At 68.4% G+C, this 14,343-nt stretch carries 11 protein-coding genes; 8 read left to right on the top strand and 3 right to left on the bottom strand.

The window, feature by feature from the left end; translation table 11 throughout:
• The first annotated feature begins 248 nt into the window (after positions 1-248).
• The 4 genes from KRR26_RS14215 (at position 249) to KRR26_RS14200 (ending at position 3,481) form a co-directional block, all read left to right on the top strand.
• The gene (locus KRR26_RS14215) at positions 249-1,346 is read left to right on the top strand and encodes a transglutaminase-like domain-containing protein (protein WP_217080067.1); all 1,098 of its coding nucleotides are present in this window, start codon (positions 249-251) and stop codon (positions 1,344-1,346) included.
• A complete protein-coding gene (locus KRR26_RS14210) occupies positions 1,343-2,662 on the top strand; it encodes a deaminase (RefSeq protein WP_217080066.1) in 1,320 nt (439 codons plus the stop codon). The genes KRR26_RS14215 and KRR26_RS14210 overlap by 4 nt, the downstream gene beginning before the upstream one ends.
• A gap of 56 nt (positions 2,663-2,718) precedes the next feature.
• Positions 2,719-3,093, top strand: a complete 375-nt coding sequence (locus KRR26_RS14205) for a hypothetical protein (protein WP_217080065.1) — start codon at positions 2,719-2,721, stop codon at positions 3,091-3,093.
• Positions 3,094-3,292: 199 nt separating this feature from the next.
• Complete coding sequence (locus KRR26_RS14200) at positions 3,293-3,481, top strand: hypothetical protein (RefSeq protein ID WP_217080064.1); 189 nt, start codon at positions 3,293-3,295, stop codon at positions 3,479-3,481.
• Between the two features lie 13 nt (positions 3,482-3,494).
• Here the strand turns inward: KRR26_RS14200 and KRR26_RS14195 are convergent, their stop codons facing one another.
• Complete coding sequence (locus tag KRR26_RS14195; protein WP_233576929.1) at positions 3,495-4,199, bottom strand: pentapeptide repeat-containing protein; 705 nt, start codon at positions 4,197-4,199, stop codon at positions 3,495-3,497.
• Between the two features lie 84 nt (positions 4,200-4,283).
• Between KRR26_RS14195 and KRR26_RS14190 the strand changes: the two genes are divergently transcribed.
• Entirely contained in the window at positions 4,284-5,036 is a 753-nt protein-coding gene (locus KRR26_RS14190) for an enoyl-CoA hydratase (protein WP_120206387.1), read from the top strand.
• A gap of 62 nt (positions 5,037-5,098) precedes the next feature.
• Here KRR26_RS14190 and KRR26_RS14185 read toward each other — a convergent pair whose 3' ends face one another.
• On the bottom strand, positions 5,099-7,852 hold the full coding sequence (locus tag KRR26_RS14185; protein ID WP_120206388.1) for a M1 family metallopeptidase: 2,754 nt from the start codon (positions 7,850-7,852) through the stop codon (positions 5,099-5,101).
• A gap of 96 nt (positions 7,853-7,948) precedes the next feature.
• Here KRR26_RS14185 and KRR26_RS14180 point away from each other — a divergent pair, with 96 nt between their 5' ends.
• Complete coding sequence (locus KRR26_RS14180; RefSeq protein WP_407931719.1) at positions 7,949-8,962, top strand: lysophospholipid acyltransferase family protein; 1,014 nt, start codon at positions 7,949-7,951, stop codon at positions 8,960-8,962.
• Positions 8,963-8,969: 7 nt separating this feature from the next.
• Here the strand turns inward: KRR26_RS14180 and alr are convergent, their stop codons facing one another.
• Positions 8,970-10,190, bottom strand: coding sequence for an alanine racemase (alr, locus tag KRR26_RS14175; protein WP_120206465.1), 1,221 nt, complete (start codon positions 10,188-10,190; stop codon positions 8,970-8,972).
• Between the two features lie 184 nt (positions 10,191-10,374).
• On the opposite strand from alr, the gene KRR26_RS14170 reads away from it, so the two are divergent.
• Together KRR26_RS14170 and KRR26_RS14165 are read left to right on the top strand one after the other, a co-directional pair.
• Complete coding sequence (locus KRR26_RS14170; protein ID WP_328707129.1) at positions 10,375-11,271, top strand: transcriptional regulator; 897 nt, start codon at positions 10,375-10,377, stop codon at positions 11,269-11,271.
• Positions 11,272-11,313: 42 nt separating this feature from the next.
• On the top strand, positions 11,314-14,277 hold the full coding sequence (locus tag KRR26_RS14165; RefSeq protein WP_233576931.1) for a tetratricopeptide repeat protein: 2,964 nt from the start codon (positions 11,314-11,316) through the stop codon (positions 14,275-14,277).
• The last annotated feature ends 66 nt before the right edge of the window (positions 14,278-14,343 follow it).

Here is a 14,343-nt window from a genome sequence, read left to right as displayed (position 1 = left end):
GGACCCGACATGCGCCCCGGCGCACAACTCTCGACGCGCAAAAGGACGGCACGCAGAGATGCTTCTCAAGAAGCACCTCTGTAGTGACATACCGCATTCTCGGCGTCAGCCGGGCATGGTATCCCTACCACCGCACAACCATGGTCAGCTTGCAACCCAATCTCGGCAGCGCATTCAGAGGGTTACTCTCAGCCATCGCCCTACTTCTCTGGTGGCCAACCCCTGCGCGGGCCACAGAGGAACCACCCATGGTGCGCGCTGCAAAGGAATTGCTAGCACTCCCGGAGGAGCGCCTAAGCATCGGCGAAGCGTCCTTGCGCTTGGGCTCATTCGTGGATCCAGACACCAACGTCAGCGAAGGGCTGCGTCGCATTAACCTACTTGCAGACCAGGTGCGCACCCTGGTGGGCGGACGCACAGACCCTGATTACAGGATTCGCGCCATCAACCAAGTGATCTATCGAGAGAACAACTATGCCTACGACAAGGCTGACCCACTAGGCGAGCGGGTCGATGCTTCCTCCCTATGGCGACTGCTTGAATCAAAGAAAGGCAACTGTGTTTCTCTTCCGGTGCTCTGGTACGCCGTAGCTGAACGCCTCAATTACCCAGTGGCCATGGTAGAAGCCCCTCACCATTTCTTCCTGCGCTACTCAGACGGGAAATATCGATCTAACATCGAGGCAACCTCTGGTGGGGGTGAGGTGGATGACGAGAGGATTATTCTAGACTTGGAGGTTCCCAAGGAGGCACGGTCTTCTGGCTCCATGATGCGCTCCCTCGCCAAAAGGGAACTGCTGGGAGCACTGATTGCAGAGGCTGCGGCCCGCCTCATGAAGGATTGGAACATCGGGCTTGCTGCGCGCCTTTCGGAACTCACCCTCACGGTCCATCCGCGCAGCGTGACAGCCAATTGGAATCTCGCGCTTGCCCATAACTATCTGGCGGCCATGCAGGTATCAGTGAGGGGAACGGATACGAATGGGCCGCCTCTCAAGGCTGCACGAGCAAGGGAGGCAACACGACTTGCTCTGAGCTACGCACAAATCACGACGCGGCTTGGGGCACCCCGCCCGCTGGCTCGCGACTACTGGAAAAGGGTATCTACACTAGGGGGAACAGAGGCAGAAGCAAGGCGCCCAGAACCCCCGGCGTTTGATTTATCTACGCTATTCACACCTGGCGGAAAGCCCATCCAGTTTGCCTTGGCAGTAGACCCAATTGTCTTCAATCGCGCATCGCACGAACCCGGGAGCGTCCTGCGCGTTTGCTCGCAACTCTGCGGACCCGCTCCTGGCAATCGCTGCGCTCAGTTCAGCCCGTTGGATATGGGTGAGCCCCAATGAAAAGAGCACTCTCAAAACATCTATACCTACTGCTCTTGATTATTTTCCCCATCACCGCATCAGCTCGATGGTACGACGCAGGAACGGGCCGCTTCCTATCCGAGGACCCGTTGCTGGGGGACATCCTCGCGACCCAGCAACGCCTACCCCAACCCATTGAATTCACGCCCTGGCTGTATGCAAGCTCAAATCCGCTTCGCCATACAGATCCGGATGGACGTCAATCACTAGAGCCCTCGGCGCCCGGGAATGGCTTGGCGCTCATGTGTGGCGCTGCAGATCTTACCGGCCTGACAATCAAATTCTGTCAAGACTCGCGACAGGTAGAGAACGTCACACTCGCAATGAATCAAGGCGAAGTCCGAGGAAAGATGACCTCGACAGCCGCCGCAATTGGACTTTACACTGGCGGCCCAAAAGGCTTGGCAGCAGGAGTGGCGCTCGGCTACGCCCTGGATGTCGCATCCCAGACATATGAAGACCCCAACCACGTCCGCACACTAGATCAGATCGACCATTTCGGGGCACTCGAACGCGGCATTGACATGTGCGCTGTTCCGCCTGCCCTCGCGCTGACAGGGAAGACTGGGCGACTGGGGAAAGTGGCGGCTGTCGGGGTTGCGCTGTATTTTAGCGGGCAGGCAATTGGGCAAGGCGCAGGGCAAGTTGCAGTATCTTCGAGTGGAGACTATGGGCGATGCGTGTATGGGGCATCGCTCGTTGCGCTTGGTGCAGTTGGCGCCCAATATGGCTATGGCGAACTTCGCCAGAGCCTCCCAGTTGAGCACCTGCCAACCTGGATGTTTTCCGATATTGAGGCCGAGGGGCTGGCGACAAATGTGCCAGGGATACCTCCGCCCATACGGATCAATTTCCGTTCGGCGGAATATCGGCAAGCATCGATGCTCCTTGCGCAGCGGAGAGCGCAGCTAGGACTTCCTCGTGCAGGCTCGAGCGGGGACACGTCAACTCTGGCAATGCTGGAAATCGACGGTCGGCGATACTTTGGACAAGAGGCAGGGATTCCAAAATCAGATCGCCCGGCCTTTCTTGAGCTAGTCAGGGAGGCGGCATTGGAGAATGGGGCAAATGGGGGCGCCACTGTCCCATTCGTTGATCATGCCGAAGGGACCGTCTTCTATCGAGCATTCATGGATAACGCGCAGGGCAAGAGAGCGCGGCTCTTCGTTGACAGGGAGTTGTGTCCTTATTGCTTGCGATCAATCTCAAATGCGAGGCATATCCTGGGACTGAAAGAGGTAGAGGTGCATGATCCTAAGTACCCGGAAGGGCGCGTCTACCCATTGGGGCAATGATGAGCTTCGTAAAATACGTTGGAGTCGATGGTGATGAGGAGTCCACAGAGTGGAGCTTGGTACTCGATGCGATTGAGCGCCTATCTCTTGGCGAAGTATGCACGCTCTCCATGGGCGAGTCAGAAACCAGCGATCAATTCATGATTATCAGTCGCTGCAAACCCTCTGGACTTTTCATTTCTATTCGCGCTGTCGGAGAGGTTGAAGAATACGACCTTGTTGATTCGACCCAATCAGCTGACCTGATCGAATGTGTCGTTGGGACACGGATGCAAACGCTCACCCGCGACGCCCTGGTTGACGTCAAACAGGCTGTACTTGCCGCCGAGTACTATTTCTCCACAGGAGGACGACTTCCTTCTGCGTCTTGGAGGCGATCAGACGAGCGCCTCCGACGCATGGCCGATGGAGAACCAGTTCACAGGATCTAGAAGTCCTACGGAAAGGAACTGGCGAGAGTGAAGCAGGTCAGGCTCGCGAGCTTCTGGCCAGCATCCAGCAACAGTCTGCTCGCGCGACTGAGCCGGCAGCCGAATCACTCTTGGGAGGAAACGAATGCCAAGCTGGAATTGTACATGCGGTCGGCAGATTCCCTACGGCCAGATTCCCTGTCCTGACGAGTGGCTCTTTATGTCGGACTTCGACTTTGACCGGTTCTCGGGGCAGGTGGATGCGGAGGCTGTCTATTCGTCGATGAGCAGCTTCCTCAAATGCCATCCGTGCCGCCGGCTCTGGGTGTTCTGGAACGGGTTCTCGGCTCCGCCCGAAGAGTTCGTCCCCGCGAAGGCGGCCTCGGCGCCCCACGCGGTCTTGGCATGACGCGCGCGCCACCTCAGCGCCGTCGCTTGCGCTCCCCTCCCGCCCCCAGCTTGGGTCCCTCTCCGTAACCGGGCACCACCAGCCCCAGGGACTTCGCCAGTTGCACCGCGGCCTCCACGGGCACCCGGGTCTCTTTCACGCGGTTCCTCGCGGGGTCGATGAAGACGCCCATCGCGTTCTGGAAGTCCGCTCGCGTGAGGTTGCAGTTGTGGAACGTGCAGCCCGAGAGGTCCGTTCCTTCGAAGTCCGTCTCCGCGAGGTCCATGTCCGTGAAGCTCGTCTCCAGCGCGATGCACTGGACGATGCGCGTCTTGCGCAAGATGAGCCCCAGGAAGGAGCCGTAGCGCAGGTTGCACCCCTCGAAGGACATCTCGTGGAAGGGCGCCACCACCGACCAATCAATGCCCATCAACTTCGAGTTCTCGAAGCGCACCCCCCGCATCGCCGTCTGCGAGAACTGCGCGCGCGTCAGGTCACAGCTCGAATAGACACACTCCTCCAGCTTCGCCTTCGACCACACGCTCCCCTGGAAGCGCGAGTCCTGGAACGAGCACCGGAAGAACTCCTTGCCACGCAGGTCCGCGCTCTCAAGGTCCAGATTGGTGAAGGTCTCCCCCTCGAACGTCTCTTCCGTGAGGAGTCGCTGAGGGTCCGAAGCGGGCCGAGCCGGAGGCGTGGACATGCCCCGGGCATAGCGCCCCGGACACCAAGCGGCCAACCCCTCTCCCGCCCTGTCGGATAGGCACGGTCAATGTCACCCCGGACGCGTGCCGCGCGCCGGACTCGGCTAGGCTGCGCCGCCATGTCCGACACCATCTTGACGCAGCGGGCCGAGGGGATTCTCACCCTCACCCTGAACCGCCCCGAGAAGAAGAACGCCTTCACGCATGACATGTACGAGGCGGCCACCCAGGCGCTCCAGCAGGCCGATGCCGACGGCGACGTGCGCGTGGTGCTGCTCAAGGGCGCGGGCGGCATCTTCACCGCCGGCAATGACATCGGCGACTTCCTGGAGCACCCGCCCACCGGCGAGGACAGCGCCGTGTTCCAGTTCCTGCGCGCGCTCGTGCGCTTCAGCAAGCCCGTCGTCGCCGCCGTCGAGGGCCCCGCGGTGGGCATCGGCACGACGATGCTGCTGCACTGCGACTACGTGCTCGCGGGAGAGAAGACGCGCTTCCACATGCCCTTCGTCAACCTGGGGCTGTGCGCGGAGGGCGCCAGCAGCCTGCTCCTGCCGCGCGTCGCGGGGCTCGCGCTCGCGTCCGAGCTGCTGATGCTGGGCGAGCCGTTCGACGCCGCCACCGCGCTGCGCGCCGGGCTCATCAACAAGGTGCTCCCCGAGGCCACCCTCCACGAGACCGCCCTGGAGCGCGCCCGCGCCTTCGCCGCGCGGCCCGCCGAGGCCCTGCGCGTCACCAAGCGCCTGGTGCGCGGCCCCATCCGCGCCGAGGTCGAGGAAGCCCTCAAGCGCGAGGGCGCCGAGTTCGTCCAGCGCCTCCAGTCCGACGAGGCCCGCGAGGCCTTCATGTCGTTCATGTCCCGCGCCCGGAAGTAGGCCCGCGGAACGCTACGTGCCCCCGGGCCCACGCTGGCCCGGGGACACCACACGGACCGCGACTAGCGCGCGACCGGGGCCTTGGGCGCCTTCGCGGCGCGACCGGCGAAGAAGGACTCCAGGCTCGCGCCCTGGGCCTGCTTCAGCGCGATGCACTGGTCCACCGACTCCAGCACCTTCGCCAGCTCGCGCGAGCCGCCCGAGACCTTCGCGTTGCGCTCGGTGAAGAACTGGGCGAACTGCGCGCGCTTGCCCGCGTCGCAGTACGACGAGCCGATGTAGACGAGGTGGGGGATGAACTCCTCGGGAAGCAGCGCCGCCTTCCCGTTGGCGCCCGCCAGCTCGTCGTAGTGCGTCTTCACGAAGTCGAACGCCAGGTCCTGCGTGCGCGTGTCGCGCGAGGCCCCCAGGAGCAGCCACATGGTCTCGCGCGGGTCCTGCTCCTTGTCCACGATGAGCGACAGGTTCGCGCGCACGCGGTCCGGGTCAACGGTGTGGCCCAGCGCGCCCAACATGACCTGCCGGTTCCGGCGGTCCTTCTCCTGACGAAGCGCCGAGAGGAGCTGGGCGTGGAAGGCCGCGGTCCCGCGCTTCACGGCGATGTCGAGCGCGGGCTCCACCATCTCGGGCGCCACCGCCCGGCGGTCCGTCAGCCACTTCGCTGCCAGGGCGCTCGCCTCGGTCACGAGCTGTGCATCCGCGCCCGAGGAGCCCGCGAGCCGCACCACGATGGGCCGCAACAGCCGCGTGTCCTCGCTCTCGCCGGCGCGCGGCGTGAAGCCGAGCTTGCGCGCCCGCGCGCTGAAGAGGTCGCGCATGTAGCGCTGCACATCCTCGCGCCGGCCGTCGGCCAGCAGGCTCGGCTCCACCAGGGACAACAGCTCCAGGCCCGCTTCGAAAATCTGGCGGTCCGGATCCTTCGCGGCCTGCTCCAACAACGGCAGCGCCTCGGCGGCCGGCAGCGCGCCCGCCTCCACCAGCGCGAGCGCGTCACCGAGGAGCGCCACCCGCTCCAGGCGGGACAGCCTGGCGTAGCCGGTCTTCATCAGCTTCGCGCGCAGGTCCTGGGAGAGCTGCATGCGGAAGTAGCCCGCGCCCTCCGCGTTGGGGAACACCCACGCGGGGCAGCCCTTGGACTCGGGCAGCGCCAGCTCGGCGTGCTCCTGCTCCAGCACCGTGCACGCTCGGGCCACCTTGTCTCCCGCCGCGTACTTCACGCACACCGGCACCTTCCACTGCTGCGGCGCCGGCCGCATCGAGCCCAGCGGCAGGTAGCGGCTCTGGGAGAGGAGCACGCGAGGCTGGCCCCCGCCGCACTCCAGCTCGACGGACACCGTGGGCGCGCCGCCCTGGTCCAGGAAGGTGTCCATCACCGCGCCCACGTCCTTGCCCGCCTCGGCGGACATCGCGGCCAGGAAGTCCTTCGCGGTGGCGTTGCCGCCCGCGTGCGCGCGCAGGTGCCGCTGGATGCCGCGCCGGAAGACGTCCTCGCCCAGCCACGCCTCCGTCATCGCCAGCACCGCCGAGCCCTTGCCGTAGGTGATGCCGTCAAACGCGTTGACCACGTCGTCATTGCTCTCGATGGGCTGGCGGATGCGGCGCGCGGACAGCAGGCCGTCCTCCTTGAGCGCGTAGCTGCGCTCCCCCACCCGCTTCACCGTCTCGTCCCACGTGGGCTGCCAGGTGCCGAGGATGCGCGCCTCCATCCACGACGCGAACGACTCGTTGAGCCACAGGTCGTCCCACCACGCCATGGTGACGAGGTCACCGAACCACTGGTGCGCCAGCTCGTGGACCTGCACGCCCACGAAGCTGCGCTGACGGCGCATGGTGTCCTCCTCGGGCTTGGACAGGATGAGCCGCGAGTTGAACGTGACGAGCCCCGGGTTCTCCATCGCGCCGCCCATCAGCGGCACCGCCATCACGTCCAGCTTCTCGTAGGCGTAGGGCGAGCCGAAGTACGTCTCCAGCTGCTCGATGATTCGCGGCGTCATCTCCGCGGCGTACGCGGCCTCGCCCGCGCGGCCCTTGGGCGTGATGATGCGCGTCTTCACCTTCTTCTGGCCCGAGTCCGCCGCGGGCGCGAAGTCGAAGGGGCCCACGCCAAACGCGATGAGATAGCTGGGCAAGGGCTGCGTGCGCGCGAAGTGGAAGGTGACGGTGTGGTCCGCCCCCGGCTCGCGAGAGACCTCGGGCGTGTTGGTGACGGCCACGTTGCCCTCGGGCACGCGGAGGCTCAGCTCCCACGGCACCTTGAAGCCCGGCTCGTCGAACGTGGGGAACGCGCGCCGCGCGCCCAGCGGCTCGAACTGCGTGTAGACGTACCAGTCACCATCCTCGTTCACGCGGAAGGCGCCGCTCACCTCGCGCTCGGACGCGGTGCCCGTGTACTCGACGCGCAGGTGCGCCGAGCCCATCGAGAGCGGCGCCTCCAGCACGAAGCCCAGGAAGTCCTTGCCGCCCACCACGGGCGTCACGCCCACGGGCTTGCCGCCCTGCACCAGCGTGGCCTGCTTCACCTCGAGCGCCGTGCCGTTGAGCCACACGACCGACGTGGGCTTGAGCACCGCGAGGTCGATGTCCACGGAGCCCTGGAAGGTGGGCGCCTTCGGATCCATCGCGAGCTCCACGCGATAGCCCGTGGGCTTCACGTCCTCTGGCAGGCGCAGCGTGGGCGCGGTGGGCGTGGCCTTCGGCGCGGAAGCAGCGGCCTCGCGGGAGGACGTTGGCGCGTCGGGTGCGAGCGCCCGCGAGCCACTGCACGCAGCGAGCAGGGTGACGGCGGCGAGCGCCGTGCGACGGAAGAGGTTGGGCATGGCGCGGCAGTGTGGCGCAGACCGGGCGAGCAGGGTAGCGCCGCACGGAAGAGGGTGGCCTTGCCGTCACGCCCGCTTCGCGATGGAGTGCGCGCCGTGCCTGCTCTCGCGAAAATCTCTCCAGCCGTCCCAGAAACGAACGCGGTCGATCGTCACAAGGCGCCGCCCGAGCACCTGCGGCGCATCATCGGGACGCCGCCCGGCGCGATTGTCGCCTTTCTGACAAAGGGCATCTGGGCGCTACTCACGGCCCTGTCCCCCGGAGCGCGTGATGCGCTCGCTCGCTTCCTTGGTTCGCTGGCGTTCCACCTGCGCATCCGTCGGCGCGTGGCGATGGAGAACCTGGCCATGGCGATGCCCGAGAAGAGCGAGGCGGAGCGGCTCGCCATCGCGCGCGGCGCGTACATCAACATGGCGCGCGTGGTGGTGGAGTCACTGCCCAGCGGAGACCGGCTGACGCCGGACTGGGACCAGCAGGGCATCGTGGGGGAAGAAGCGTTCGCGGCGCTCCAGGCCCGCGCGGCCACGGGCAAGGGCGCGATGCTGGTGACGGCGCACTTCGGCAACTGGGAGCTGGCGGGGCAGATGCTCATCCGCTGGGGCGTGCCCCTCAACGCGCTGGTGCGTCCGCTGAAGGGCGCGCTCAACACGCGCATCGCCGAGAACCGGCTGACGGCGGGCGCGGGCCTCATCTATCCGCGCGGCGCCATCCAGGAGATTGTCGACGCGGTGGACCGAGGCGAGTCCGCGTACATGCTGCTGGACCAGGCGCTGCCCGCGAAGTCCGCGGTGTTCGTCCCCTTCTTCGGGACGCTGGCCTCCACCACGCCCGCCATGGCCGTCGCGGCCGAGCGCACCGGCGCGCCCGTCTTCGTGGTGATGGGCGTGCGCCCGGGAGGCCCCGGCGCGAAGTTCCGCCTGGAGGTGGAGGGCCCCATCCTCCCGCCTCGGCCCGGCGAGGTGGCCGACCCCATCACCGAGCACACCGCGCGCGTGACGGCCGCGCTGGAGCGCTGCATCCGCAAGTACCCCGAGCAGTGGCTGTGGCTGCACCGGCGCTGGAAGGTGCAGCCGCCGGTCGCCGCCGTGTCGCCGCCCGCGACGCCGTAGCGCGGGGCTACTCCACCACCACCCGCCGCAGGTGCGCGCCCAGGCGGGTGACCAACTCGTAGTGGAGGGTCTGCGCCCAGCCCGCGAGCGACTCGGCGGACACGGACTCCTCGCCGTCCCGCCCGAGCAGCGTGGCCGTCACCGGCCGCTCGTCCGAGGTGGCGCGCGTCACGTCCACGATGAGGTGGTTCATCATCACGCGCCCCAGCACCGGGCAGCGGCGGCCGTTCACCAGCACGTGCGCCTTGCCCGAGGCGAGCCGGGGATAGCCGTCGTAGTAGCCCACCGGCAGCACCGCGATGCGCGTGGGCTCGGGGCAGCGGTACGTGCAGCCGTAGCCCACGTAGCTGCCCGCCGGCAGCCACTTCACCACCTGACTGCGGCAGCGCCAGGACAGCACGGGCTTGAGCACCGGCAGCTCGCCCAGCACCAGCCGCGCCGACAGCCGCGTCTCCGGCGAAGGCCAGAACCCATACAGCGCGATGCCCACGCGCACGGCCTCGTAGCGCGCCTGGGGCAGCACCAGCGTGGCGGCGCTCGCGGCGATGTGCCGCTGCAACGGCGCATCGCTGGCGTGCTGCGCGGCGAGGAAGGCCAGCCCCGTCTCGAACGCGTCGAGCTGCGCCAGCGCGTAGCCCTGCTCCGTCACGTCCTCCGTGTTGGCGAAGTGGCTGAGCGCGCCCACCACCTGGAGGACATCGCGCGACTCGGTCAGGAAGTGCGCCTCGCGCGGGAGCTGCTCCAGCGTGAAGCCCTCGCGCCCCAGGCCCGTGTCGATGTGCACGTGCACGCGCAGCGGGCGCTCCAGCCGCGCGGCGCGCAACAGGGGCACGGCCTCCACCCAGCCGTGGTCGGCCACCACCGCGTCCACGCCCGCGCGAGCGAGCGCCACCGACTCCTCGGCCCCCACCGCGCCCAGCACCAGCATCTGACGGGGCGCAAGCCCGTTCGCCTGCTCGTACGCTCGGGCGAAGAGCGCGTCCTGCGGAGCGATGAAGTAGAGGACATCCACCGAGCCGTGCACCACCGGCAGCACCTGCGCGAGCCCGTGCCCGTAGGCGTTGCCCTTGAGCACCACCCCCACGGCGCGCGGCGTGGCGCCCGCGCGCTCCAGGCTCCGAAACACCGACACGTTGTGCCGCAGATTGGACGCGCTCAGCTCCAGCCACGAGGCATGTGTCGCATCGCCCGGACCACCACCCACTTGCTCCACGTTGACCTCCACCACGGTGAGGCGACCCTTACCAGCAATGCGCGGGCCATGGGGGAGCGTGGCCGCCCGCCCGCACGTGCCCGCCCGGGTCCCGAGCACGCGCCCCCTCGCACCCCCAGGGAGAGGTGGGACGCCACCGCCGGTGTGACGCGAGGCGGTGTGGGCGCCGGGTGAAGCGCCGGTGCTATCGTCCGCTGCCGTGTCCCCATCGGACGTGCATCTGGCCCAGGCCTTCCTCGCCGCCCGAGGAGGCACCGCCGCTCCCCATGTCCTGTCCGCGCTCCAGGTCGCGCTCGCCCGCGCCTGGGACGCCGCGCGCTCGCCATGGCCCGAGGTGGAGCAGGACGCACTCCGCTTCGTCGCGCACCTCGCGCGCTTGCTGCCGGGAGACACCGCGGAGCCGGGGCTGGAGAAGTTGCACCTGTCGGACCTCTACCTCGCGCGCGCCGCCGCGGATGGTGTGCCCGCGGCGCTGGCCGCGTTCGAGAAGCACCTGCTCCCCGAGGTGGGCCTCGCGGTGGCGCGCCTGCGGTTGCCCGCCCCCGGTCTGGATGAGGTGCGCCAGTCGCTGCGTCAGCGCATGTTGCTGGGGAGCGCGGACGTCCCGGCGCGGCTGGCCGCGTACCCCGGCACGGGACCGCTGGGGGGCTGGGTTCGCGCCGCGGCGCTCTGGCTCGCGCTGGATTGGCAGCGGCAGCACGCCAGCACGCCTCCGCCAGAAGAGGGCGACCTGTCCATGCTGGTGTCACCCGGCGATGACCCGGAGCTGCTCTACCTCAAGACGACGTATCGCGCGGAGTTCGGGGCCTCGTTCAGCGCCGCGCTCGGCGCGCTGGCCCCGAGGCAGCGCAACTTCCTGCGGCTGAAGTACCTGGATGGGCTGAGCATCGACCAGCTCGGCGCGCTGTATGGCGTGCATCGCTCCACGGCGGCGCGGTGGGTGGTGGGCGCGCAGGAGGAGCTGCTCGCGCGCACGCGCCAGTTGCTCGCCGAGCGGCTGAACCTCTCCCGCTCGCAGCTCGACAGCGTGCTCCGGCTCATCTCCAGCCAGCTCGACATCAACTTGAGTCGCTTGCTGCGCTCGCGGCTCGACTGAGGGCGGACGCGCGCGATGGGCTGCCTGGACGAGACCACCTTCATGGCGCTGCTACTCGGCGAGCTTCCGCCCGAGCGACGCCCCGAGGTGGATGAGCACCTGGACACCTGCGCCGCGTGTCGCCGCCTCGTCGCGGAGGCCCTGCGCGCGCAGCACCCCGAGCCCGAGTCTCCGCAGCCCGCCGAGGCCCCCCCTCGTCCGCGCGGCGCGGATGCCACGCTGGACAAGGGCACCGCGGTGGGGCGCTATCTGGTGCTGGAGCCGCTCGGCGCGGGGGCCATGGGCGTCATCTACAGCGCCTATGACCCGGAGTTGGATCGCCGCGTGGCGCTGAAGCTCCTGCGCGTCAGCGCGCTGGGGTTGGAGGAGGAGAAGGGTCGCGCGCTGCTCTTGCGGGAAGCGCAGAGCATGGCCCGCGTCTCCCATCCCAACGTGGTGCCCATCTACGACGTGGGCACCTTCGGCGATCGCATCTTCCTGGCCATGGAGCGCGTGGAGGAGGCGCGCACGCTGCGGGCCTGGCTGGCCGCCGCGCCGCGCTCGTGGCGGCAGGTGCTCTCCGTCTTCCTGGACGCGGGCCGAGGCCTCGCGGCGGCGCACGCAGCGGGATTGGTGCACGGAGACTTCAAGCCCGAGAACCTGCTGGTGGGCGCGGATGGGCGCGTGCGCGTGACGGACTTCGGGCTGGCGCGCTCGCTCTCCAGCCGGACGAAGGATGCGACGCCCTTCGCGGGAGGCACGCCCGCGTACATGGCCCCGGAGCAGCAATCGCCCAGCGTCCCCGCGGATGCGCGCACCGACGAGTTCGCCTTCTGCGTCGCGCTCTACGAAGCCCTGCATGGCGAGCGGCCCTTCTCGGGCCACGACGCACGCGAGCTGGCCGATGAGGCGCTCGCGGGGCGTCTGCGTCCACCGCCCAAGGGGACGCATGTACCGCCGTGGGTGCGGCGCGTGCTGGCGCGCGGGCTGGCCGCGAGCCCCTCCGACCGCTACGCCCAGATGGAGTCCCTGCTGGCCGCGCTCCAGCAGTCCCCGGGCGCGCGCTGGCATCGGCCGCTTCAAGCGCTGGGCGGCGTGGCGCTCGTGGTCATCGCCGTGGGCATCACCCACTCCGTGCATGCCTGGCGCGCGCGAGCCTGCGCGGGAGCGGCGGAGGAACTCGCCAGCGTCTGGGGGCCGTCGCAGCAGCGGGCCATCGAGCAGGCCTTCCTCGCCACGGACAAGCCCTTCGCCGCGGCGGCGTGGCGACGCGTGCAGCGCGAGTTGGACGCCTACACCGCCGCGTGGGTGACGACGCGCACCACCGCGTGCGAGGCCACGCGACTCCGAGGCGACCAATCCGAAGCGGTGATGGCGCGACGCATGCGCTGCCTGGACAACCGCTTGGCCGAGGTGGCGGCGCTCACACAGCTCTTCGCCCGCGCGGACGCGGACATGGTGGAGCTGTCCGCGCGCGCGTCGCAGGAGCTGCCGCCCATCTCGGGCTGCTCGGACCTGACCGCGCTGCTCGCCCGTGAGCCCTTGTCCGAGGATGCGCAGGCGCGCGCGAGAGAAGAGGCCCTGCGCCACAAGCTCATCCACGTCCGAGCCCTCAAGGCCGCGGGCAAGTACGCCCAGGCGCTGACCGTGCTGGAGCCCGTCGCGAAGGAAGCGCGCGACACGGGAGACAAGTACGCCGTCGCGGACGCCCTGCTCCTCCTGGGCGAGCTGCGCGCGGAGGCCGGAGACGCACACGGCGCGGAGACCACGCTCTTCGAGGCCCTGGGCGCGGCGGAGGCCAGCCGCAACGACGCGGCGGCGGCGCGCGCGTGGACGCGGCTGGTGCGAGTCACGGGCGAATCGCTGGAGCAGTACGCCCTCGCGCATCGCTGGAAGGCCCGCGCCGAAGCGGCCATCGAGCGACTGGGCGGTGACGACGTGCTGCGCGCGCACCTGCAAGCCAACGTCGGGCTGCTGCTCTTCGCCCAAGGGCAGTACACCGAAGCGGCCGAGCAACAAGAGGCCGCGCTCGCGCGGCTGGAGCGCGCCTTCGGGCCGGAGAGCCTGGAGGTCGCCGACGTGCGGTTGGACCTGGGCTCCACGCGCATCGCGCAGCTTCGCATGGACGAGGCGCTGCAACTCTTTCATCAGGTGCTCGCGACCCGGGAGAAGGCGCTCGGTCCGGATCATCCCGACGTGGCGCGCGCGCAGCTCGAGGTGGCGGAGGTGCACTGGCGGCGGCGCGAGTTCCCTCAGACGGAGCAGCTGGCCAAGAGCGCGCTGGAGATGTTGGAGCGAGCGCTGGGACCCCAGCATGTGGAGGTGGCGTTCGCGATGAACTCCGTCGCGGCGGCGTGGCAGGGATTGGGGCGTCACGAAGAGGCGGTGCGCATGACGGAGCGCGCGCTGGCCATCGCGCTGAAGTCCGAGGGGCCGGACAACTCCACCACCCTGCTGCTCGTCAACAACCTGGCGAGCCTGCTCGCGCAAGGCGGTCAGCCCGCGGCGGCCCTGGCGCGACTCCAGGCCATCCTGGAGCCGATGGAGCGGCGGCTCGGACCGCACCATCCGTACCTCGCGCTGGCGACCCGGAGCATCGCGCAGCTCCAGCTGCGCCTGAAGCATCCGCAGGAGGCGCTGCGCGAGTTCCAACGTGCCCGGAGCATCTTGGAAGCGCGAGAGGATGACCCCTACGGTTACTGGACGGCGACCATGCTGGACCTCGGGCTCGCGTACATGGAGCACCTGGGTCGCGCTCGCGAGGCGGTGCCCCTGTTCGAACTGGCGCTGGCGGGCCGACCGCACTCCACGCAGACGCCGCTGCAACGGGCCTGGGCGGGCTTCCTGTTGGGACAGGCCTTGTGGGTCACCGACATGGACCGCGAGCGGGCGATGCGGCTGGTCACCGAGGCACACGCGGTGTTCGCGCAGGCTGGCTCCCGAGGACAGGAGGGCTTGAAGCGCGCGGATGCCTGGCTGGCGAAGCAGCCTCGGCCGACGCGAGTGGTCGCGCCCACCGCGCGTTGAGTAGGGAATGTGTCACAGCGCGAGGAAGTCCTCCCTCCTGGGGCTCGGAGCGAACTAAAGGGAGGG

It is taken from the genome of Citreicoccus inhibens (genome assembly GCF_019039035.1).
Lineage (GTDB): Bacteria > Myxococcota > Myxococcia > Myxococcales > Myxococcaceae > Citreicoccus > Citreicoccus inhibens.
Note: the sequence above shows the minus strand (reverse complement) of the source record. Positions and strands in the feature narration are given on the sequence as shown.

Bases quoted from the DNA above. Each gene is read 5' to 3' on its own strand.
- KRR26_RS14215 (WP_217080067.1), top strand. From the start codon at position 249: ATGGTGCGCGCTGCAAAGGAATTGCTAGCACTCCCGGAGGAGCGCCTA.
- KRR26_RS14210 (WP_217080066.1), top strand. From the start codon at position 1,343: ATGAAAAGAGCACTCTCAAAACATCTATACCTACTGCTCTTGATTATT.
- KRR26_RS14200 (WP_217080064.1), top strand. From the start codon at position 3,293: ATGTCGGACTTCGACTTTGACCGGTTCTCGGGGCAGGTGGATGCGGAG.
- KRR26_RS14190 (WP_120206387.1), top strand. From the start codon at position 4,284: ATGTCCGACACCATCTTGACGCAGCGGGCCGAGGGGATTCTCACCCTC.
- KRR26_RS14185 (WP_120206388.1), bottom strand. From the start codon at position 7,852: ATGCCCAACCTCTTCCGTCGCACGGCGCTCGCCGCCGTCACCCTGCTC.
- KRR26_RS14165 (WP_233576931.1), top strand. From the start codon at position 11,314: ATGGCGCTGCTACTCGGCGAGCTTCCGCCCGAGCGACGCCCCGAGGTG.